Origin of the sequence: Xanthocytophaga agilis, from assembly GCF_030068605.1 — a bacterium.
Taxonomy (GTDB): Bacteria; Bacteroidota; Bacteroidia; order Cytophagales; family 172606-1; genus Xanthocytophaga; species Xanthocytophaga agilis.
On record NZ_JASJOU010000008.1, the window covers coordinates 215,467 to 238,632 of the forward strand.

Below are 23,166 nucleotides of genomic sequence, written 5' to 3' on the forward strand. Positions count from 1 at the left end.
CCAAAAGTATTAACAGCAGGCTTGTAGTATCCATCACAAAAAAATAAACAGATAGGTTAGCGAATTGTTTTTATATACTTCACCACTTTCTGCCAGCCGGTTCTTCATGTTTGTCTGTGATATAGATAACACCTTAGCCATAAGATGCGATATATCAGACGCTTAATAAGATAAAGAACAATAGTCCGAATAGGGATATTACCCCAAAGAAGTATTGATACAATATGCACCAACTTGTTGCAGTAAACAAATAACTTCAAGGGGTATTTTCCCCGTATCTTAGGGTATTTTTCCCTTTGTAATCTAAAATAGATAGTGTATAAAAACTTTATCCAGGCATAAAAATCTATTTTGGGTTATCATGTAAATTGTATTATTACCTTATTTTTATTCTCCCTATAAGGTACTTTATGAATTGATCTGGTAGCTTTGAGGTTTCAGAAGCTATAAGAGTATAGGTACATACTACAGCACAGATAAAAATGATTATCTACCTATACTGTAAAGCTTATTTGGAATAACTCTGATATTCAAATTTGAAAGGTCCTCTGAATGTAGTACTATCGATTGTTTGTAAAGACCTCATTCGGATAGGATTGTTCTCTGTATACTCATATTCCACTTGCAATTCTGTTATGTTACCTTGCAGGTCTGTATAGGTACATTCTGTGATGTTGTTCTTATAGGATAAGAACAACGCAGGTGACAGATCCGCAAAATAGGTCAGACTTACCAGCCACCAATAAATCAGATTACTACGTGTATCTGTTTGCCACACGCTATTCTGGCTATCATACGCTGTAGCTTGTAATGAAAAATTCAGTGCAGCAGGACTTCCTGACCGAATGATAGAACTCAAATTACCATCCAGAGTATAACTATACAGATACTTGTTACTGGATCCCATCATCCGATCTTCAAAAACTGCCAAACGTCCCAGCGAATCATAGGAAAAGGTATTTTCAAAGATAAAGTTTCCAACCATAGCACGTACAGCTTTCGTCACACGTCCTGCACTATCGGTAGTCACCTCTATATGACTACCATCTTCACTTACCAGCTTATCCAGATGCCCTTCAGAGTCATATACAAATGACCAGTGACTCGCCATAATTCCATAGATATTCTTTAAAGAATCTGTCAGATCTGACTGAGTAATTTCGCCATTGGCCCCATACTGAAAAGATACGATTCTTCCAGGTGATAATGTAATCTTACCAATCCGATACAAAGTAGTGGGTTCTTCAACAGGAGGTACAGGTTCTTCTGGCTTAACAGGTTCTACAGACTTATGGCATGCTACCATACCTAATACGACAATCATTCCTAACCAGTAAAATGTTTTCTTCATATAAAAATTAAAGTGGTAGTTTCAGAAACTCTCTTTAGTAAAAAACTTATAACAGGGTAAACACAACATTTTATTTTCACGTGTCAGAGCACTAATCTGTATTTTTTATTTTACATCTTACTAAACAACACTTTTTCTGGCATTTAGCAGATTGTGCTTCTTCATTTTGAAGAACTCTATTCTTAGAAAAAAATATCAGTTTTATTACTCTTTCGAAGATTATTGCACACAACAGATCTCATTCTTATCAGTGTCAGGCATATTGCTCATCCATGATATCTCTGGAAAACAATCAATTGCAATTCATAACCACTTCTAGTACTGCTCAATATTACTGAAGTAAGATTTTTCTGAAAAGGCGCTTTAAACGAGGCTGCAATAGTAGAAGAAATTGCGTTCAGAAGCAATGGTAATACAATTACCTTTTTGTTTATGAGTGTATTAACACTCGCGTATCCCTACGGTAACATCTTAACTTTAGCATATATGATAGTATTTGGATGGAATTCATTCTCTATAGTATCTCATCGGCCTTCAGAGATCGGGCTACCTCAGGATTGGGATCAGCAATATATGATTCAGCAACGCCAGAAGTACTTTCATCTTTTCTGGATTCCGTTTTTTCCAATAGGACAAATATGGGTTTTGAAAGGACGTGATGGTAAACTGTATGAACCCACGATAGATCTGCTTCGTTATTTGACCAGTACGTCGATAGGACGTGGAATTCCCTGGTATACCTTTATTGGACCTATCCTGCTGGTTTGTGGAGGTATAGGCTTTTCTATTTTTACAGAGATAGATTCTGTCCTTTCCAAAAGAAGATATGAAGACTATCTGAAAGAAACGTATGTTGAGAACAAACAAAAAATCAATGAGGCCAAAGCTGGCTATTACTATAAACTGGAAGATGAACACTCCAAAAGCACCTATCTAAAAGTGCTATCAGCTACCCCTAAGACTGTTACCTGCCTCTGGAGCCAAAAGTCGCCTCAATCGTATGGAGAGTACGCCATTCTGGATGCCTTTCAGGCTGATTCATCTTATCAATCATTTGATACAGTAGTGATTAACAAAACCACCCTGATACAATCTTTGTCTGAAACATCAGAGAGAAAGCGGATAACTATCATTCCAAAACAAAGTCCTACCGCTATTCAGGAAATCAAATACATCTATGAACCTGTATTTGAAAAGGTTACGTTTGGCTTTGAAGATGGAAAATTTGCGTATGCTATCCGAAATAAAGGGGTTCCGGTCCATTTTGACAGATATGAAACACTGTCCAAAGATGAACGCAATACCTATACAAATAATGCACAGGTAGATCCGAACCTGATTCCAATGCGGGAAGAAGAAGGGATATTTATCTTCAAAGGTATTTTTAAGGGTATGGAACCGGAAATATCAGGTCTTATTCATTTTAAAGATGCAGAAGGTGGTGAGTTTACTTATCATCTTAAAATACAAGGTACACATTACTATCTAACCAAATATGAAGGAAAGCCTGTAAAGCAAGAGGACGGAAGCAATCGTATTTAAACACAAAAGTACTACATCTTTTTAAGACATATAATTATGGAATTTAATACACGAAGAAAAATATGGCTGGGATCAGTCATTGCTACCCTCTATCTGTTCTGGAGTGGAATTTCAATAGGTACCTACAATCAGTACCCTGGCTTTCTGTCCTTTACAGGGGCCGCTCTCACTGCATTATTTCTGGCATTATTCATTGGCGATTTTACATCTGTCTATGATTTTACAGAAGATATTCCAAAGGGTAGTCCCAAAGGATTAGCACCGTTAGCTATCATACCAGGTATCATTCTCATATTTGTGTTCTGGGTGCATTTTGATGACAGAAAAGACGCCGTGCTTGAAAAGGAAGGAGTTATTGTCACAGCCAATATAGTGGATGGAGAATCTACCACTACTACCCGCAGATTTCAGAGCAACACTACCTATGAAGTACGTGTCAGCTATCAACCTCCCAAAAACCGCAAATACTATTTTTCCCAATCCATCAATGGATCTGAGTTCAATAGCCTTTATAAAGGAGCAACCATTGATGTAGTATACTGGAAACAAGATCCCAGTGTAAGTAAAGCACTTCTCAGTGAAGATGAGATTAAAAAAGCGTTTAAAATCGAAGATCGGAAACTAGAATTTCAGGATATAGACAAGATTTTTACAGCCCATATGAAGCAAGAGACTATCTTATCTCATTTGAATAAAATAGGTTATAAATGGGAAACTCAGGAAGGTATCTTTGTCAATGAACGCCATAAAATAGCTCTAAAGATTGATGAGGAGAGCCAAAGTATGGTATACCTTGAAAAGTTATCTATTGGCCATTTAAATGGATCTTCATTCGAATCATCATTACGTAATGCAGAGGATGGATTCAAAAAAAGTGCACGACTTGTAGGAGAAGAAGAACGGATCAGTTACGAAAGTGACCATTATATTATATTCAAAGAACACAAACGGACCAAACCCGAAAATTCCTATAGTACAAGTGGTACATTTCGCTTTCCGGAAGAAATATTTATGTATACCATTGTTCGAAAGAATCCATAAGGTCATACATAAAAATAAATTGTATATAATAGTAATATGGCGTTACAAACCTATGTTTGTAACGCTTTTTTTATTTTACCAATACTTGCCTTTGGGAGAAAAATTCAAACCAGTATATACTTACAATACAAACCCAACAACCTGTATATGAGTAGCCAGCCATTTATTGTGAACAGAAAAGCAAAAGTCGGGCTTTTCGGAAAATCCAAACCTGTACAGCCAAAAGAACTTTCGATAGTTGATTTTTCTATATACCAACAACAGCATCTGATAGAGTATGCCAACTGGGAGGCATCCAGCCTTTCACCTGATGGCAAACGAATAATTATTGAGAGGCCTACTACTCAGAGAGGAGCATCCAAAAAAGAAATTTCAGTAATTGATTATCAGACAAACCAGAGGTTATATAACACCAGCAGTTATTATGTATTTGACACAGGCTTTAACGCCTCTGGTGATAAATTGCTGATAGTAGCCAGCAAAAAGAAGCCCTTCTGTTATGATCTGACTTCCCAACAAATAGTAGCCGAATTACCTCATCAGATACGTCTGTATGAAGGTGATCTGGATACCCATAATGATATTTTTATAGCACCTGTAGAGCGCTTAAAAGGCACCTGTTGTGTATTTGACTTCAAAACAGGTCAAACAGATACTATTATAGTAGACACCAAGGCCCGTATCTCCAATGTAAAGTTTTCGCCAGACTTATCCTGTATATATGCCATTGCTAATAACATCCTATACTGCTTTAACAGAAACTATCAGATAATCTGGAAAAAAGATTTTACGTATTTTGGGAAAAAGGGAGGAGAGATCAATCCATCTGACATATTCAGCAGTGAAGATGGAAAACTACTGTGCTTGAGTGTCAGTGCTACAGAAACCAATCAGTGGGGAGCCGACTATGTGGTAGATAGCGCATCTGGTGAAATAATACGGCAGATAGAAGGCTACCATTTGCGAGGACGTATTAAAAGCAACTATTTTGGCAATCAGGTGTTACTGGCTACATTAACTACATTAGATCTATCAACCGGACACGTTTCAGACAAGCCAATCTTGTAATTGTATTCATTCTTTTCAAACACAGAACAACCACTAGCATTCGTATCTATGAGTACATATCTTGATATAAACCTCTATCCTTCGTTTACCAATGTTTTTGCAGATGAGACACTGAAAGGAATATTTTATCCTTTGTGCACAGTGGAAGACAAAAACAAATATCCCAATCATCTTTTCCATTTTGTATCTTCCAATGGGTTGTGGATGAACGAAGAATACGTTACAAAGGAAAATAATACCAGCTATACCCTATTCGATATAGCAGATGGAAAATACTACTTTGCAGGAGATGTTCGATTGTACAAGGGCTATACACAAGCTCAGTTACTATTTCCCAGGCTCGAAGCAGAATTTGAACAAAATGGCAAAGACTATTTGAAAAATCGTACAAAGACCAAAACTTATATCCACACACTAAAACAAACTCTTACACCTGATGAAATAACAGATTTTGATATAGATTACTTTCTACAAACCTTTTATGAGTATTCTATCAACAAACTTCATTTTCAATTGTATGGAGGTTTTGCAAAATTCAGAAGTATCATAGATGGGTGGGCTTCAAATAAAACAAAAAGCCCGGTTGTATATCCAGTAGCTACACAAGAATTAGACTATATTCTGGGTGAGAGTGTTCAGGACTCTACTCAGAAAGCTAACCATTTTGACGTCCTCGGAAGAACTGCCGGAGAGGAGTTCTTTACAGATGGAAATGATACAGTATTGTTATATGATGTACAAGCCAATAAGGCATTGTGCTGGAATTTCTACTCCTAGAGTGATAACAACAGTCAGGTAGGAAAATGAAAATAGCCCAATTATAAATTTGGGCTATTCCAATGAAACGTATATTCTATGCACTATCAAACTGTCCCCTGTGCTTTGTCAGCCAGTGAAGGATTATACTTGACATCTGAGAAGAAGTATAACCAGAGTACACGAGAATAACGGAAGAAGAACGGGGCAGCAAGAATCAGAGCCGGAATTATTACAATAAAATACCACATCAGATGAGGATCATTACCTATCGTAAATGTGGCAATAAACAAAGCAACCACCATCCCTACATTAAATCCATAACTCACATACATGGCACCATAAAACGTACCTGGCTCTTTTTCATAACGCAGGTTACATACAGGACAATTCTCATTGGTAATAGAAAAACGTGATACCTTGCTCAAAGGATAGGTAAAAATGTTTCCTTCACGGCAACGTGGACATTTTTCATGAAGTATAGCAGAAAACTTAGTGCGGGGCATATATTTAAAAATTAATACAAAATAAATAGCAATCTCTCCATTTATAATAGAAAGGTCACAGCAATATGCCAAAAGTAACAGGTATACTTTAGAAACCCTTCCAGTCTGTTTATTTTTTTTGGCTTTTTAGTGGCTTGGTACTGATACCAAGCAATGTATACAAAGGGCATTGGCTCACAAACGCCGTTACCAAAGGAATAATTGCTACTAATCCCCACCAACTCTGAAAATATATACCAGCAGATCCAATCAGAAGGGCAACCAAAAAGCGAATGCTACGATCCAAACTTCCCATATTTGTATTCATATGACTGATAGTTAAGTGTTTGACAAAATTCAATAGTAGGACAAATGTATAGCCTGTATTGCATCTTGTCTGTAACTTAAGTCACAAAGTCATTTTTTTATTTTTATTTACTTATCCACTCTACTGACACTCACATTGTCAGAGGTTTCGGTATGTATCCCTTTGAAGAAGAACTTTTTGTCTTTCTATCATCATGATACAGAGCAAAAAGGGAAGGATAGTAGGTGTATTAGCCCAAATCTGCTCTTTTACAGCGTTAGTAGCAGTAGCAACAAACTCTGTTTCAGTTACATCTGCTTCATTGACATGGGCTGCCAGCACTTTCTTAGCATATGCATCAAAAGTAGCCTGTTCTGCCTGTTGCTCTTGTAACAACAGTTCCAATGTTTGTTTAGTCTGCTGGATACGTACCTGTGTTTCAGCTTGTTTGGTTTCTTTGAGGAGTAGCTTAACTACATTGTCTTTGCACTTGCGTTTATAGACTACACTTAGACGCCAACGGTTGGCATACCATCTTCCCTGAATCTTATCTATTTCCCGTTGGAGCTGTTTTAATGTACGTTCTTTATATTTTTCGGGTTTGTCTTCTGTCTGAAACAATACTTTCCGTTCTTTCAATTCAGCCAGATAGCTATCCAGAAACTGTTGACGAGCCTGATATTTGACTTCATCAACGGCAATTTTAGCTATGCGTTTCTTCATCAGGCGAATTTCATTATCTAGTCGGATATCAAAATTCACCAACTCATAGTATGCATAACGATATTTATCAATCGCATTTTCCAGAAAGTATACTTGTTTCATAGCTAAAATTAAAAAATACTTTAACAGTCCTTAGTAGCTTTAAAGATACAAAAAATCCTGTTTGCAGACCACAAAATCAATCATTTTATTCCATGAAAAACACTATTTAAATTCAATCTATGTTTCATTTAAAAATTTATTACTATTTAAAATTCTATTCTACATACAATCAGCCTCCTATATAAAACTTTATTATTTACCATTTATAAAAAGCTACCACAGCATTATCTGCCAGTTGTTCGGTCTCTGCGGGTTGCAGTACAATACCATCACTTTTGGCAGTAGCAGCAATGTCACCACTGCTATTGTAGCGGACTGCCTGTACACCTGTTTGTCCATTGTGTATAATCAGTTCACACGGAAAAAACTCGTCAAATGGCGTTTTTTTAGTGCGGTTGCCAGAGAAAGGAAGCCATAGTGGAGAAAGCAATGGAAGTCCCAGACAGGTACGCAGATAAGGCTCGATAAACACTTTGCAGGCTACCTGTACCGACACAGGATTGCCGGGTAATCCAAATACAGCCTTTCCATCCGGAGTAGTGCCAAACCAGATCGGTCCTCCTGGACGAATACGTACTCTGTGAAAAATCTGTTGTACACCCAGTAGCTGTAATATCTCCGGTACATAATCGGCATCTCCTTTGGAAACACCACCCGAAAGGATAATAATGTCTTTGTCAGCCAGAAAACCAGCAACTGTTTCCTGTAGAACAGCCTTGTCGTCTTTGGCTAATGTAGTTGATATTTCATCCACCTGATAGGAATGGAAAAAGCCTCGTACCACCCAGGCATTGGAATCCCGTATCTGATGCGTTTGTACAGGAGTACCCAATGACACTACCTCATTCCCTGTTGATATGATGCCTATTTTAGGCAATCTGGCTACTGTTACCTGTGCATTGCCTGTGACAGCAAGCACTCCTGATACCTGTGGTGTAATTACTGACCTGTTGGACAGGATTTCCTGCCCGGACTGAGCATCTTCACCCTGCTTGGCGATATTTTGTCCTACACGAATAGTTTCTATGTTAAATGTCACCAGTCCGCTAGTCTCCTGTGTATCCTCTACCCTCACTACAGCATCGGCTCCAAGTGGTACAGGAGCACCAGTCATAATTTTGCTGCATGTTCCTGAATGTATTTCCTGTGTCCCAACACTTCCTGCATGAATACGCTCCACCAATTGCAACTGAGAAAGTTTCTTATCCAGAAAATCAGCAGCCTGTACTGCATATCCATCCATTGTGGAGCGGTTAAAAGGAGGATAATCGCGGTCTGCAAGAATAGGTTGTGCCAATACCCTACCTAAAGCCTTTTCTAACGGGAGAGTCTCTTCACCAAAAGATTTTGCCTGAGAAATAATGCTTTTTTGAGCTTCTGCAACAGTTGTCATATATTAATAATTATAAGGGATTAGGTTGTGTTGGCTTGTATTACATTACAACCACTGTAACAAAAGATTGAAAAGTTTTTTAACTTTTTGTGTATAAGGTGGATAAAATTGCTTGTAATTGGTTAATCCGATTCGCTGGTGCAATACAGCCTTTTCATTTGAAAAAGCAACAAAGCCATAGAAACCGTGCGACTTGCCAATGCCACTCGTATTTACTCCTCCAAATGGCAGGTCAGGATGCAATACATGCATCAGACATTCATTTACGGAAACACCTCCCGCAGTAGTATGTTTTAACACATACTCAATCTGTTGCTTATCCTGGCTGAATATATATAAAGCCAGCGACTTACTTCTCTCTGTGACAAAATGAGTTACTTCATGGATTTGCTCAAATGTCAGCACAGGTAGCACAGGACCGAAAATCTCCTCCTGCATCACCTGCATGTCAGGTGTTACTACTGTTAATAAGGTTGGAGCCAGATAGCGCGTTTCTGCATTGGCTTTACCACCCGCAACAAGAGTAGCCCCTTTAGCAACAGCATCTGAAATCAATCCTTGTAAACGATTCAGATGCTGGCTATTAATAATATGGGCCAGGTCAGATGAGGTTTCAGGATCTGCCCCATAAAATTGTGTAATAACAGCCTGTAAAGCCTGTACTAGTTCTTTTTCTTTGCTTTTATGCACCAGGATATAATCTGGAGCGATACATGTCTGCCCTGCATTCAGAAACTTTCCTATGGCGATCTTTTCTGCAGCATCTTTGATATTGGCTGTTGCATCCACAATACACGGAGACTTTCCTCCCAGTTCCAGCGTTACAGAAGTCAGATGCTCAGCAGCAGCCCGCATCACTACTTTTCCGATTTGTGGGCTTCCCGTGAAGAAGATATGATCAAAAGGCAACTTCAGTAAAGCAGTGGCCACTGTTGCATCGCCCTCCACAACGGTTACTTCTCTGGACTCAAATAATTCTGCGACCATCCGTCTGACCAGTGATGCTGTAGCAGGAGTCATTTCAGAGGGTTTCAGGATGGCACAACATCCCGCAGCAATTGCCGATATGAGTGGGCTGACCAGCAGATAAAAAGGATAGTTCCAGGGAGCGATAATCAGTGCTACTCCTTTGGGTTCATACATGACTCTGGAACGTGTCCCTATCAGTACCAGAGGGGTGCCTACCTTTGCAGGGCGCATCCATTTGTGCAATTGTCCAAGGGCATGGTCCAGTTCAGTCTTTGTACTATATATTTCTGTGATGTCTGTTTCAAAGACCGGCTTCTGAAAATCTTTGGACAAAGCCTCCTGGATAGCTATCCGATTAGACAGAATCCACTGACGCAATCGCTTTAGCTTTTCCTTACGTTGTTCTACATTGGAGATCCGTAGAGTCTGTGCGTATGCTTTCTGTTGTTCAAAAATAGGCAACAACTGATCTTCGAAAACCTGATGGTCTGAAGTAAGAGCTTCTGTTTCCATAATTTTAAACTGGATAAATGGTTATGAACCCTTTATATGAATGAGTATGCCTATTATAATAAAAAACAGATTCATACCTGTAGCTGTAAGCCAGTTAAGTCGCATAGTAGAACGAAAATCAGCAAACTTTTTATCTTTCCAGACTTTAACAGTCCATACCAGAAAGTGTACTAACCCAGGAGCCAGACAAAGGATAAACCACACAAAATACATCCCTTCATAGTAGGTCTGAAAGTAATACCAGAATCCTAGTGAAGTTAACTGAAAGGCTACCGCAGCAAAGATAAAAGTTCCTCTGATACCCAGAAGACGACTCAGCGTCATATCCCCTCGTCGGGCGTCTTCAGCATGCTGGTATACCTGAGTCATGGGATATGATCCACCCAGAAAAGCTGTAGAAAGCAATGCAGGAATAATTACTGCACTATCTGTTAAGGCTTCTAGCTGCAAAGCATTAATGGCCTGATAAGTCATTAGAAACGTAAAGGCTCCCTGAAAGAAACTAGCCAGTATCCAACTTAGAATCGGATATTTTTTAAGACGAACCTTATCATAACTATAGAGTTTGGATATTAGTCCATACACAAACAAACCTGCTACAAATACCCAACCCAGAAAGATCCCTGCCAACAATGCAATCCCGTCCAGTATCAGTGAAACATACCACAGTTCTTTACTCACAGGAGGTGGTTTTTCTAATCCTCCGATACTGTCTTCGTCTTTATCATAATAGCTGTTATACCCATTGCTGGCCGGATACAACAGAAAGTGGAGAATAAAAAATACCAGTAAGGTTTTCCAGGTACTTGGCTGTGGTGACACACTCACAGCAAAAATAAATATAGGTAATAAAAAAAACGAAAACGGGATGCGCAAATGCAGCCATGTAGACCGACTAATCATAAATCTGTATCAGGTGGATTGATGGCAGAAAGATAATGTTTTCCTGAGATAATCAACTCACTCCTGGCAGGAGTACATCTATGGCTATACCTATATGCATGAGTAAACTTCCACTTTTTTGTAGAAAACAAGCATCACTCTTTTAGGTAATCGTTGCATCACTTCTATTAAAATTCAACAAAAAACCTCAAAATCAATCTATTACTGTTACAAAAACAAAAGGCATTATTTTCTTGAATAGTGTTTCTGACTATGTACTATGAAAACTATGCAAGAAATAAATCATTCAGCCAATAATTCAGACAGGTATTCTTCGCATCAACCCCATAAATCTTTCAAAGAAAAATTAAAACAAGGGTGGCAGTCAGTATATACCTGGTTTGTGCATTGGAAAAAAATCATCCTTACCTCACCTTTTGTTCAGAAATATCAAAAGGGTATTCTGACAGGGATAGCTGTTGTGGGAGTATTTGCTTTATTACTGACAATTCCTTCTGTTCGCCAGTTGCTCAGAAGTCGTACTGATCGCTGGGAAGCTTTGAGAGAAGAGGCTTCCAAACCCTTAAGTATTACACTGAATAATGAAACTGCCCGCCGATACTTTCCACAGGAGTTTCGCAGAAATATTCTGGTTGCAGTAATGGATACATTTTACACAAACCGGATGTATCTGCCTGCATGGATTGGAGAGAAAGGAAATACGGCCCTAGTAGATTCTCTAGTAACTGTATTATCTCAGTCTGGTCAGGAAGGATTTGATACTACCTCTTACCAGTTGGATACATTGCGTAAGCTACGTAGTACACTCACACTCAAAAGCAAACCGGAAGATGTTGCCCATCTGGATAGACTAGCAACTGCCTCTTATCTATTATATGCATCGCATATGTTATGGGGGCGAGTAGATCCAGGTAAAATTGACACCATGTGGCAATCTGTCTCTTACCCGTTTGCCTTGTCTAAAAATCTGCAGGAAGCCCTTGAAGAAAATCATCTGCAAGCCTCGTTGACACAATTGCTTCCATCTAATCAATATTATTCCTATGAAGCTCTTAAGCAAAAGTTTGTGGAGCTGTGCATACAAGAACAAAAAGGAGGATGGCCTGCTGTAACCATCAATCAATCACTACATAAAGGTAGTAATAACCCTGCTGTAAAACAGTTGAAACAACGATTGATAGCAGAAGGGGATCTGGCGGCATCCACAACAAATCTCTCAAGTACCGTATACGATCAGACCGTAGTTGATGCAGTCAAAAATTATCAAGCGCGTTATGGTTTGCAGGTAACAGGTAATTTGACAAAAGAAACCCGTACGGCACTGGCAGTACCTCTGAAAAAACGTATTCAGCAAGTGGCGCTTAATCTGGAACGTCTTCGCTGGCTTCCCAGACAGTATCCTTCTGAGAGTGTATGGATTAACATTCCGGAGTTCAGTCTTCGGGTATGGGATCAGGATAAACAGGTGTGGGAAACCCGGATTGTCGTAGGAAAGCCTAACAAACCAACTCCTATACTTACAGATACTCTTGAACAGATTATATTGAATCCGGACTGGGTAATCCCTCAATCCATAGCTGTCAATGAGATGTTGCCTCAAATCCGGCAGACACCTGAAATGCTGGAAGAAAATGAATTTGAAGTATATGAGTCATGGAAGAAAGGTGCACCCTTGGTTGATGTTTCCATGATTGACTGGGATACCATTTCTACGGATAACTTTACCTATAAAATTGCTCAAAAGCCAGGAGACAAAAATGCGTTGGGAAAAGTTAAGTTCTTGTTTCCAAACCATTATGATACCTATCTGCATGATACACCAGCCAAAGGTCTTTTCAATGTCAAAGATAGAGCGTATAGCCATGGATGCGTTCGGGTTGAAAACCCACTCAAACTGGCTTATTATCTTTTGAAAAGCACAGGCAAATGGACAGAGGAAAAGATTATAGAACAAACTCAGCTTGCAATGCTGGCGGATGAAGATGAGGACGAAATTGATACAGTAATAACACCGGAAAAAATAGATCTAAAAAAACCAATTGCGGTTACCACACTCTATCTAACGGCTTTTGTTCGCCAGGGTCGTTTGTATTTTTGCCCCGATATCTATGGCTATGATGTTATGCAAACTGCAGCCATGTCTCTTCCGGCAAAACCTATGATACAACCTATAGTGAATAAGCCTCATCCCGAAAAGAAATCAAACCTTTCGCTTACTTCACTTTTTTCGCACTAATGTGATTAGATTACACTAGCGGGGAAACCTTTCCTAAGGAATATGTAGAAAAAAATCTACACACCTTCTTTAGGAAAGGTCTTCTCTGTTGCTCAATCTATAACAAGGTTCCTTATAAATCCCTGTTTCTCTTTTACTTAATTCTCTTTCAAAGTGTATAAACAACCTGCGCATAGTTTTTTATAAATTCTTCTACCAGAATTAACCCAGCTATCAATCGTATTCTAAGTTATTGTGATTGGCTTACCAGTTGGCGCAGGCATTATTCTCAGAATATGTTCACATATATTCTATCATTGTAGAAGTTTCATAGATACACTACGCTGTAGGTAGATGCAGTACATAGGTTTCTATATTGGATAATGTCTCGCAAAGTATAAGCTTTTATATCCCTTTATGAACATACTAATCTTATTATACAGTGAGTGATTATGATGCACTTATGTCATTACCTATCCTGGTAGCTGATGACGATGCCGACGACCGCCTGTTACTGAAGATGGCTTTTGCAGAACAAAACATACCTAATCCTGTCCTCTTTTTTAAGGATGGCAGTGAGGTAACTGATTATCTCTACAAACTTGAATCTCAATCAGACATACAAAAGGATCTGCCTGGATTGATGTTACTGGATGTCAATATGCCCAGAAAAAACGGATTGCAGGTACTTAAAGAAGTGAAAACACATCCTATATGGCAACAGATCTGTGTGTGTATGTTTTCGACTGCCCGTACAGAACACTATGTATCTGAAGCACATCAGCTAGGTGCAGACAACTATATGGTAAAACCTGACTCATACGATGATCTGCTGGAAGTAATTCAATCTGTGTATCTTACCTGGCTTAACTCAGTACTTGTCAGTAAAAAGATACATCCTTGTTCAATGGACTCTGTAGAAAAAGAAAATACACCTGTAACACACAAATGATATTTTACAACTAACTTATACCTTATAGAAACAGCTATACTAATCTATACTAGTAATCAGTTTTTTCATTTTACATTACCTATCTAAAAGAAAACCAGCAATCGCCATATCGCTCATACCTTTTGTCTGTGAGGTAGCTGATAGTAATTAAATTAAGACAGTAAAGATAAAGTCCGGGCTGCGACCTGGTCCATTTTTTGGCCTGGACTCTTTTTCTATAGTCTAGTTACTACATCTAAGGTAAACTCTTCGCTAAACAGAAGATCAAATCTTCTGAAAAGACACTATTTTGGTTAATGAAGTTTATAGGTATATTTGCTATAATAATCTACTCTTACACCACCTTTTATTTTTTGTGAAAAACAAACTCGTTACTCACCCTATTTTAGTAGTGGAGGACGATAGTGAAGACCGAGAGTTATTGATTCAGTTGCTGACACAGGTAATTTCCAACTGTGAGATTATAGGTGTAGCCAACGGACAGGAGGCTATACACTATCTTGAAACAACCCCTCAGCTCCCGTCGCTGGTTCTTCTCGACATTTATATGCCACTAAAAAATGGTTTTGAAGTAATTAAGGAAGTAAAAAGCAATCCTGCATTGAGAACTATTCCTATTATAGCCCTTACCTCTTCATCTGTAGACAAAGATATAGTGAGAAGTTATAATCTTGGAGTGAATGCCTATTTAATTAAGCCATCTACTGAGGAAGGACTTCATCAGCTTGTACAAACGATTCATACATACTGGATTACGAATGTAAAAGGGCCTGTTTATCGGCGAAATCTTTATTAAATAGATTCTTTTATAAAAAAGTTAGAGTTTACATTCTTTTCATAAGTATAGGCTCTGGCTTTTGTCTCTTACTCTTCTTCCTTTGTTTTCTAAGATTACCGGACTTGATCTATTCATTTTTTGTTTGCTTGTATTCATCATTGTTTATAATCTTTTTCATGATTCTTCCCTAGGCTTCTTCATTTTTTGCTTGCCCAAAAAACGAAGCAAAAAAGGGCACCTTTTCCCGAACCTCCCGCCCACAAGCCAAAGGCCAACCTCGCGGGAAAAGGATTGCCTACGCACCTACACAACCGCACACGATTGAAGTGACTAATAATCGCTTTGTATCATGTGCTAATTAAGTTATAATACCAAATTAAAATTGAGTATGTGTATTCCTAACCGGTCAGAGATCGGATGAAAGTAGTTACTTGGCTGAGTGAGCGACTTTTTACGCAGTTATAATTTAAAATTAGTATAAGAAAAAGTCTACGATTATATTTTAGATGAAACAAAGAGAGATATGATCCCTTTAAATGCGAACCGCTGTAGCTGTGCGCTAGGCCTCTTTCTGCCGCGAGGAAAGCCCCTTATCCTGTCCCATAACTTTTTCAATTTTGCAGCTTTTAGGGGATAATCTCTTTTTTGTGCCCTTACACCCTTTTTTGTCCTCCTGTAAGGATCCCGTGACAAGACCGGCGGCTTTTCCTACTGGAGATATTTTTTTCCTCAAACGGTAAGCATGGCTCTATTTGTCAAGAGATCCTTTCAGGAGGACAGCGTGTGGATGTTCCTTTCAGAAGGACAGGAAAAGTATTTTTTCTTTATTGACAAACCATATTTCCAGAAAAGATATGGGACAAGATAAGGGAAAGCCCATGGCTCTGTGCGGGGGAGGTTCGGTAGAAAGTGCCCTTTTTTGCTCACACACAGACTGGCTCACCAAACTCTCATTTGGTGCCCTGCTTTTGGGCAAAAAAAAGTAACAAGGTGATAGGAAGAGAAATGTTCTGGATTATAACAATGATGAATACAAGCAAGCAAAAAAGAAGGAGCCGCAAGAAGAATGACGAAAGGAACAATAAACCAACTCAGAATGAGAGTTCTCAAAAACAAAATCAACGTCTATACTCTTTTCAAAAGCATAAACGCTGATTTTGTTTAAATACAACCTGCCACAATCCATTGTAACGATACTCTATTTTTTAGCCACAGAGAGTAAAGGTTTTACTTCCTTGAGTATCTGTAGAGAGTTATTATTTCTTGCCACTAAGAAAAGAGTTCCTTCGTTGGTTTTCAGCTTTTTAATGCTTCTGACTTCTCCCTCCAAGAAAAAGCCACATTCTGTTGGAAGTACAGAACGAAATCCTCCTTTGCCATTCCCTTCCAGCAATAAGCCATAGCTAGCGTCATAACGACCCTGATACGGGTTAATACCATAGAAATTACCACCCAGCAACACATCCGGATTGGTGTCAGAGTTGACATCTTCTATGGCAAATGCAAATATTTTAGAGAATTGCGCTTCTACAGGCAACGCTTTGACCTTAAATTGTCCCTTTCCGGCATTTTCAAGATACACACTTTCAAATGTATTTACTTCTCTGATTTCAGCGCTATCCAGATCGTTCTCTGAGAATATCTGATTAATTGGTTTTCCCGCAAATGATTTAAAATCTCTGAATTTTTTGTTGATCACAGAAGGCAATTGTTTCCCCAGTTCGTCTTTGGATGCAATAGTAAACCAGTCATCTCCTCGATTGTAAGTTACGATTTGATCCAGGGTCTGATTATGATCTATATCTTTCACATACATTCTGAGTGCAGACGCATCACCGCTTTTCCGCAGTTTTGTGTTGGTACCCAAATTACCCAGTACAAAATCCCAATCCCCATCTTTATCAAAATCAGCAGCAGCGACAGACTGCCAGAAGCCATTCAGGGAGGCAGTATTCTGTTTTTGAGAACCCATACCTTCCAGACTAAATGACAGAGCAGACTTCTTAAATGTGTTTTTCTGGTTTTCAAAAATGGTTGGACTCATCCAATCCCCTACGACCAACAAATCAAGATCCTTGTCCTTGTCTATGTCTGTCCAGATAGCATCTGTAATCATTCCCGCCTTCCGGAGATCAGGAGCTAGTTGAGTAGTTTTATCGGTAAACTTCCCTTTGCCATCATTCACCAGTAAATAGGAATCAGGGATCTTACCATAGGCATACGCCATAACTCTTCCACCTACGAATAAATCCAAGTCTCCGTCCTGGTCAAAATCAATAGGTCGCACACAAGACTTATTGGTATACATAGGAGGCAGATTATCCTTTCCACAGCTAAAGTTGCCTTTTCCATCATTTAGATAGATTCGGTCAAACTGCTCAGGCATAGTATTATAAAATTCATTACCCCCACTTACCACATATAAGTCAAGATCCTTATCGCCATCGGCATCAAAAAATACAGCGTCTACATCTTCATAAAGTGAGTCAGCCCCAAACACAGCATTGGAAGAACTTGCGGTAAATGTCCCGTTTGCCTTTTGTACAAACAACTTACCGGATTGCCATTTAGCACCTCCTACATAGAAATCATCCAGATTATCTCCGTTTACATCACCAATAGCCAGTGCAGGGCCTTCTGTTGAGACTTTAAACGGCATCAACATCTCCCGGTTAAAATCATAATATGAATTCTCCTTGTGTTTATAGTCCAGCTTTAGCAGCTCTGTTATATCCTGAAAAACAGGCGTTGGTGCAGGCGAAAACAATGCCGTTTCTTCTATCTGAGCATCTGTCTGTTTCAATACCAGAAGCTGATTCGCTTTTACCTGAGTTTTCACTTCTGCTTTTGCATTTCCCCAGATAACTATCACACTATCCAAGGTTGTTGTTTGCCCCAGGCCAAAGACCAGAACAGGATCTACAGAAGACAAAAAGCCTCGGGTAGGCATCAGTTCCTGCACCAGTTTTTTTCCTTTATGGATTAATGTAACCTTAGCACCTACTCCAAACGTATTGGGAGCTGTCCCTTGTAGCTTTACCTTCAGATAGTTTGTCTCTGTGTACTTTGGTGAGGAGGTATTCTCTGTTTTTTCACCTGTTCGAGTTTGATTTCGGTAGATACTGGCAGGTTCATTAATGTTGTTGGTAATCAGATCCAGGTCGCCATCATTATCCAGATCGGCATAGGTTGCACCATTCGCAATAGTAGCCTCTCCCATCCCCCAATCAGCAGATTTATCCTGGTATTGTAAAGAAGAGGTTCCTTTGAAGATATAATTGTGGACCTTTCCCTCAGGCATCTGTGTAATAGCCTGTTTATCATACACATTCATACCGTTCATCATGGCATACTTGATTGAGTCTGTATAAATGTATTTGAGATAATCCAGGTTATTGGGGCGTTTCACAATACCATTTGTGATAAACAAATCTTTGATACCGTCATTATCATAATCAGCCAGCAAAGGGGACCAGCTCCAGTCTGTAGCTACAACGCCAGCCAATGCAGCCACATCAACAAACCGCTTGCCTGAGAAATTTAGCTGCAGACAGTTACGGCTAAATTGATGATGATACCCATAACTCAGTTTGTTTAAATAAATATCCAATGGATCCTCACCCATTGATGACTTTTCAGTTACCTCATCTTCCGGATACATATCCAGATTCATAAGATCAAAAAAGCCATCATTATTGATATCAGCAGCATCCACTCCCATAGAGTAACGACTCAAGTGTGGAATAGCCGTTTTTACAGTTTCAGTGAAGGTGCCATTATGATTATTAATATAGTAATAGTCATCTTCATGAAAATCATTAGCAACATAAATGTCATCCCATCCATCGTTGTTCAGATCAGATACCACAATGCCTAATCCATACCCCATTAAGGCCTGATAGATGCCAGCTTTTGCACTTACATCTACAAACTTTTTTGTATTCTTTGAAGCTGATGTATCTCCACTCTTTTTGATCATTGTATTTTCAAACAAATAGTCTCCTGCTTCGTTGTTTTTAAATACACGGGTTGAAACGTATTCGTAACTACGGGCAGTATGTACAGCATGAGTCAACAGATACATATCCAGGTCTCCATCTTTGTCATAATCAAAAAAAGCAGCCTGTGTAGCAAAGCCTGTGAAGTCCAGTCCATAATCTGCTGCTTTTTCAGTAAAGGTCAGATCACCATTATTGATAAACAACTCATTGGCACCTTCTAGTCCCTTGTAATTTCCAACTGCACATACATAAATATCCAGCAGGCCATCGCCATTTACATCAGCCATTGTTACCCCTGTTTTCCAGTCAGCAAATCCTTCCACTCCTGCCTTTTCGGAAATATCGTCAAACTGCATATTTCCTTTATTGAGATACAGTTTATTTTTTCCCTGATTGGAAACGAAAAACAAATCCGTTAATCCATCATTGTTGATATCTCCGGCGGACACTCCTGCTCCATTGTAGTAGTACAAATATTCCAGTATATTCAGTTTTTCATCATAATCGGGTAGTTTGTTTGTAAAGCCTATCCGGGTTTGTGTAGAATCCAGTTTCTGAAATAAAGCATTCTCATTGGTCTTTTTAGGATTGCACGCTGTGAAACTATATATAGCCAGTAAAAAACATGCCGCACCTGCAATCCTATTATATAAATATCGCATACTATTAATCGTGAAAATGAGTGGTTTATGTTTGTACTTCTTCCCTACTGCAGCCTTCCCTGCTTTTTAACTGCTATTACCTGAAGTGGATCATTGTTTTTGGCAAGAATAATATATTCCTTACCACCTGCTGTTTTGACCTTCTGCATACGACGCACCTGACCTCGTGTGTAGAAACCAGATTGGGCGGAACGTATCACTTCAAAATTACCTTTTCCTTTTCCTTCCAGAACTAATCCATGATTGGCATCATAACGTCCCATTTCTGGTACTACATTATAGAAATTGCCTGTAAGTAAAATATCCAGCTTTCCATCCTCGTTGTAATCCAAAGTCTCTATTCCAAAAATAGGAGCAAACTGTACTTCCAATGGTAAGGCTTTTAGTGTAAACCGGAAGTTGCCATCGTTTATCAGCAAACTAGTATTGGCATTGGTTACCTGCTTTACAATGGCCGATTGCAATTGTTCTTCGCTGAATATTTCATCAATTTGTTTTCCTGCAAAGTCTGCATACTTTACAAATTTCTTCTTCACCTCAGGCATTTGTTTCTGCAAATCGTGTTTTAATACCATAGGATAGCTCTTGCCATCTTCCGCTACACAAGTAATGATTTGCTCTACATTCCCGTTTTTATCAAAATCAGATACATATAGTTTAGCGGGCGTAGCAGTATCTCCTTTGATACGGGAGTTCACACCCCAGTTACCCAAAATAAAATCCAGATCTCCATCTGTATCAATATCAGCAGCCCTGATTCGAGTCCACCAACCCTCTGAGTCAGGAATTGCTGATTTACTTTCACGTACCAACTTATTCCCTCTCTGGTTTTCAAAGATGGTAACCTGCATCCAGTCACCCACCAGAATAAGTTCTGGGTATTTATCTCCATTTACATCCTGCCATACAGCATCTGTAATCATGCCAAGTTCACTTTGAGGCAGGTAACGTTTGGTGTAATTTTTAAAATTACCTGTACCATCGTTGACATACAGATAGCTAGGTGCATCATATCCATACTTACCCGGAATCATTCTTCCCCCAATAAACAGATCGATGTCACCATCCTGATCAAAGTCAGTAGCAGCTACACAGGAACCATTGTCAGCAATGGATGGAAGTCTGGTATCTCTGGTCAAATTGCCTTTGCCGTCATTCAGATACAACCTATCCTGCTGTTCAGGAGAGCCATTGAGAAACTCATTGCTTCCTGTTACTACATACAGATCAAAGTCCTTATCGCCATCAGCATCAAAAAACACAGCATCTACATCTTCATAGATTGAATCCAGAGCCAGTGCAGGCATTTGGGTATCTGAGAAAGTTCCGTTCTTTCCCTGCACAAACAATTTCTTGGGTTGTCCTGCAGCTCCTCCCAGATATACATCCTCCAAACCATCTCCATTGACATCTCCGGTTGCCAATGCAGGTCCCTGAGTAGAATACATCTGCTTGAGTAATACATCCCTATTATAATCTACAAAATTGCTTTCCTTGTGAATGTAATTCAGATTGGAAGCTACAGTAGCATCTACAAAACACGAAGTTGTTTTAGCAGATGCATCTGGTTTCCAGACCAGATTTGCTTGAGCATGATCAAGCGTCAAATCTTTATCTGCGGTTACATTGGTGAGTATCTGTTTTTTATCATCCGGCCATACAACCGTGAGAGAATCTATCTTGGGATTTTTTCCAAGACCAAAGATCATCACCAGATCTACTGACGATTGAAACCCCCGATTAGGCATCTGTTGCAGGTATTGCGTAGTACCTTGCTGATGTACCCATACCTTAGTACCAATACCACTCAGATTTTTGGGATATCCTTTTAACTTTATTCTCAGGTAGTGTGATTTAAGCTTTTCTGAGCTTTTATTTTTAAATACGCTCAACGGGGAATTTATATTGCTTACTACCAGGTCCATGTCTCCATCATTATCCAAATCACCGTAGGCTGATCCATTGGAAAAATTAGGATCTGCTAATCCCCAGTCAAAAGCAGTATTCGTAAAACGGAGATTGCCTTCGTTTTTAAAAGCGTAGTTGGGAATTGGCTGTACAGGCATTTTATTGATCAGATCCGGAATGTTAGTCGAGCCAGTTTCCAATGCCTGCCGCATTGTTTCTTCGCTACCCAGATAATTTACAAAGTCCTGATCTGTTAAATCCTTGGCAATTCCATTGGCTACAAAAATGTCTTTCAACCCATCGTTATCCATATCAAACAATAAAGCCCCCCAACTCCAATCTGTAGCATGCACTCCAGATAAAGCAGCAACCTCGCTAAAACTTCCATCTCCATTGTTCAGATGCAGCATATTCCGGTTGAACTGATAGTGAAAGTCTTTTGACACCAATAACCGTTGCCGGTCATAGTCTTCGTATGTCATCATGGTCTTCAGACGAGTATCACTACCTGGCAACATATCCGTTACAAAAATGTCGAGATTGCCATCATTGTTTATATCTGCAATATCAGCCCCCATAGATGACAGACTGATGTGATCCATCTCTTTGGTCAGAGACTCTGTAAAAGTTCCATCATGATTATTGATATACAGATAGTCTCTTTCATAAAAGTCATTAGAAATATAGATGTCCAGCCAGTTATCATTATTAACATCTCCGACTGTGATACCCAGACCAAAACCTATCAGACTACCATAAACACCAGCTTGTTCACTTACATCAGTAAACCGCTCGCCATCATTTCTGAAGAATTTATGTCCTCCCAGTCTGTCACGCTGCAAACGAATATTTGCATCACGCAAAATGCTGATAGGTGTAAAGCTGTTATTGAGCAGATACATATCCAGATCGCCATCCCGGTCATAGTCAAAGAAAGCAGCATGTGTAGAAAATCCCTGATCATCCAAGCCATACTGTATTGCTTTCTCTGTGAATGTCAGGTTACCATTATTGATAAATAACTCATTGGCCCGATCATCATTCTTGCGATTCCCTGAATTACACACATAAATATCCAGTAATCCATCGCCGTTCACGTCTGCAAATGTTGCACCGGTACTCCAGGCACGTTTTCCAGCAACCCCCGCCTTTGTTGTGATATTCTCAAACTCAAAATTCCCTTTATTCAGATACAGCTGGTTATCACCAAAATTGGAGGTAACAAAAATATCTGCCAGGCCATCATTATTAATATCACCAATGGCGACTCCTCCCCCATTATAGAAATTACGGTAATTGAAAATGTGAAAATCAGAGGTATTATCTACTTTATTGACAAAATCAATATGCGTTTTTTCGGTAGGTAGTGCTTCAAAAAGTGGGTCTTTGGGCGCTTCTTTTTTAGTCGAACAGCTTCCCAATGCTATTACCCCACATAACCAAACTATTTTTCGCATAATAAACGGTTCGTTTTTAGTAAAAATGGAATAGAACTGC

The 23,166-nt window shown here is 39.2% G+C and carries 16 protein-coding genes; 7 read left to right on the forward strand and 9 right to left on the reverse strand.

Translation table 11 applies throughout. The features are described from left to right. Positions 1–508: 508 nt before the first annotated feature. Entirely contained in the window at positions 509–1,351 is an 843-nt protein-coding gene (locus QNI22_RS22415; protein WP_314514077.1) for a hypothetical protein, read from the reverse strand. Between the two features lie 486 nt (positions 1,352–1,837). On the opposite strand from QNI22_RS22415, the gene QNI22_RS22420 reads away from it, so the two are divergent. The 4 genes from QNI22_RS22420 to QNI22_RS22435 all read left to right on the forward strand — a co-directional run bounded on the left by QNI22_RS22420 (position 1,838) and on the right by QNI22_RS22435 (position 5,779). Continuing rightward, complete coding sequence (locus QNI22_RS22420; protein ID WP_314514078.1) at positions 1,838–2,893, forward strand: hypothetical protein; 1,056 nt, start codon at positions 1,838–1,840, stop codon at positions 2,891–2,893. 36 nt (positions 2,894–2,929) lie between these two features. Then, positions 2,930–3,934 carry a DUF3592 domain-containing protein gene (locus QNI22_RS22425; protein WP_314514079.1) on the forward strand — a complete coding sequence of 335 codons (1,005 nt, stop codon included), beginning with the start codon at positions 2,930–2,932 and terminating at the stop codon, positions 3,932–3,934. A gap of 147 nt (positions 3,935–4,081) precedes the next feature. Next, entirely contained in the window at positions 4,082–5,002 is a 921-nt protein-coding gene (locus QNI22_RS22430) for a WD40 repeat domain-containing protein (RefSeq protein ID WP_314514080.1), read from the forward strand. A 48-nt stretch (positions 5,003–5,050) separates the two neighbouring features. Then, positions 5,051–5,779, forward strand: a complete 729-nt coding sequence (locus QNI22_RS22435) for a hypothetical protein (protein ID WP_314514081.1) — start codon at positions 5,051–5,053, stop codon at positions 5,777–5,779. A gap of 86 nt (positions 5,780–5,865) precedes the next feature. Here the strand turns inward: QNI22_RS22435 and QNI22_RS22440 are convergent, their stop codons facing one another. The 6 genes from QNI22_RS22440 to QNI22_RS22465 all read right to left on the reverse strand — a co-directional run bounded on the left by QNI22_RS22440 (position 5,866) and on the right by QNI22_RS22465 (position 11,153). Next, positions 5,866–6,264 carry a DUF983 domain-containing protein gene (locus QNI22_RS22440; protein WP_314514082.1) on the reverse strand — a complete coding sequence of 133 codons (399 nt, stop codon included), beginning with the start codon at positions 6,262–6,264 and terminating at the stop codon, positions 5,866–5,868. A 109-nt stretch (positions 6,265–6,373) separates the two neighbouring features. Then, positions 6,374–6,571 carry a YgaP family membrane protein gene (locus QNI22_RS22445; protein WP_314514083.1) on the reverse strand — a complete coding sequence of 66 codons (198 nt, stop codon included), beginning with the start codon at positions 6,569–6,571 and terminating at the stop codon, positions 6,374–6,376. 138 nt (positions 6,572–6,709) lie between these two features. Then, on the reverse strand, positions 6,710–7,375 hold the full coding sequence (locus QNI22_RS22450; protein ID WP_314514084.1) for a hypothetical protein: 666 nt from the start codon (positions 7,373–7,375) through the stop codon (positions 6,710–6,712). Positions 7,376–7,571: 196 nt separating this feature from the next. Further along, entirely contained in the window at positions 7,572–8,768 is a 1,197-nt protein-coding gene (locus tag QNI22_RS22455; protein ID WP_314514085.1) for a molybdopterin molybdotransferase MoeA, read from the reverse strand. Between the two features lie 45 nt (positions 8,769–8,813). Next, positions 8,814–10,250 (reverse strand): aldehyde dehydrogenase family protein, encoded by a 1,437-nt coding sequence (locus QNI22_RS22460; protein ID WP_314514086.1) that lies wholly within the window; start codon positions 10,248–10,250, stop codon positions 8,814–8,816. Between the two features lie 21 nt (positions 10,251–10,271). Beyond that, positions 10,272–11,153 carry a UbiA family prenyltransferase gene (locus tag QNI22_RS22465; protein ID WP_314514087.1) on the reverse strand — a complete coding sequence of 294 codons (882 nt, stop codon included), beginning with the start codon at positions 11,151–11,153 and terminating at the stop codon, positions 10,272–10,274. 268 nt (positions 11,154–11,421) lie between these two features. Between QNI22_RS22465 and QNI22_RS22470 the strand changes: the two genes are divergently transcribed. From QNI22_RS22470 to QNI22_RS22480, 3 genes are all read left to right on the forward strand, one after another. Next, complete coding sequence (locus QNI22_RS22470; protein ID WP_314514088.1) at positions 11,422–13,389, forward strand: L,D-transpeptidase family protein; 1,968 nt, start codon at positions 11,422–11,424, stop codon at positions 13,387–13,389. Between the two features lie 442 nt (positions 13,390–13,831). Next, positions 13,832–14,320, forward strand: coding sequence for a response regulator (locus QNI22_RS22475; protein ID WP_313985308.1), 489 nt, complete (start codon positions 13,832–13,834; stop codon positions 14,318–14,320). A 355-nt stretch (positions 14,321–14,675) separates the two neighbouring features. Next, entirely contained in the window at positions 14,676–15,116 is a 441-nt protein-coding gene (locus QNI22_RS22480; protein WP_314514089.1) for a response regulator, read from the forward strand. A gap of 1,180 nt (positions 15,117–16,296) precedes the next feature. Here the strand turns inward: QNI22_RS22480 and QNI22_RS22485 are convergent. Continuing rightward, the gene (locus QNI22_RS22485; protein ID WP_314514090.1) at positions 16,297–19,761 is read right to left on the reverse strand and encodes a VCBS repeat-containing protein; all 3,465 of its coding nucleotides are present in this window, start codon (positions 19,759–19,761) and stop codon (positions 16,297–16,299) included. 44 nt (positions 19,762–19,805) lie between these two features. Then, positions 19,806–23,126: a VCBS repeat-containing protein gene (locus QNI22_RS22490; RefSeq protein WP_314514091.1), complete on the reverse strand. Its 3,321-nt coding sequence runs from the start codon at positions 23,124–23,126 to the stop codon at positions 19,806–19,808. Positions 23,127–23,166 lie beyond the last annotated feature (40 nt).

Bases quoted from the DNA above. Each gene is read 5' to 3' on its own strand.
- QNI22_RS22415 (WP_314514077.1), bottom strand. From the start codon at position 1,351: ATGAAGAAAACATTTTACTGGTTAGGAATGATTGTCGTATTAGGTATG.
- QNI22_RS22420 (WP_314514078.1), top strand. From the start codon at position 1,838: ATGATAGTATTTGGATGGAATTCATTCTCTATAGTATCTCATCGGCCT.
- QNI22_RS22425 (WP_314514079.1), top strand. From the start codon at position 2,930: ATGGAATTTAATACACGAAGAAAAATATGGCTGGGATCAGTCATTGCT.
- QNI22_RS22430 (WP_314514080.1), top strand. From the start codon at position 4,082: ATGAGTAGCCAGCCATTTATTGTGAACAGAAAAGCAAAAGTCGGGCTT.
- QNI22_RS22435 (WP_314514081.1), top strand. From the start codon at position 5,051: ATGAGTACATATCTTGATATAAACCTCTATCCTTCGTTTACCAATGTT.
- QNI22_RS22440 (WP_314514082.1), bottom strand. From the start codon at position 6,264: ATGCCCCGCACTAAGTTTTCTGCTATACTTCATGAAAAATGTCCACGT.
- QNI22_RS22445 (WP_314514083.1), bottom strand. From the start codon at position 6,571: ATGAATACAAATATGGGAAGTTTGGATCGTAGCATTCGCTTTTTGGTT.
- QNI22_RS22450 (WP_314514084.1), bottom strand. From the start codon at position 7,375: ATGAAACAAGTATACTTTCTGGAAAATGCGATTGATAAATATCGTTAT.
- QNI22_RS22455 (WP_314514085.1), bottom strand. From the start codon at position 8,768: ATGACAACTGTTGCAGAAGCTCAAAAAAGCATTATTTCTCAGGCAAAA.
- QNI22_RS22460 (WP_314514086.1), bottom strand. From the start codon at position 10,250: ATGGAAACAGAAGCTCTTACTTCAGACCATCAGGTTTTCGAAGATCAG.
- QNI22_RS22465 (WP_314514087.1), bottom strand. From the start codon at position 11,153: ATGATTAGTCGGTCTACATGGCTGCATTTGCGCATCCCGTTTTCGTTT.
- QNI22_RS22470 (WP_314514088.1), top strand. From the start codon at position 11,422: ATGCAAGAAATAAATCATTCAGCCAATAATTCAGACAGGTATTCTTCG.
- QNI22_RS22475 (WP_313985308.1), top strand. From the start codon at position 13,832: ATGTCATTACCTATCCTGGTAGCTGATGACGATGCCGACGACCGCCTG.
- QNI22_RS22485 (WP_314514090.1), bottom strand. From the start codon at position 19,761: ATGCGATATTTATATAATAGGATTGCAGGTGCGGCATGTTTTTTACTG.
- QNI22_RS22490 (WP_314514091.1), bottom strand. From the start codon at position 23,126: ATGCGAAAAATAGTTTGGTTATGTGGGGTAATAGCATTGGGAAGCTGT.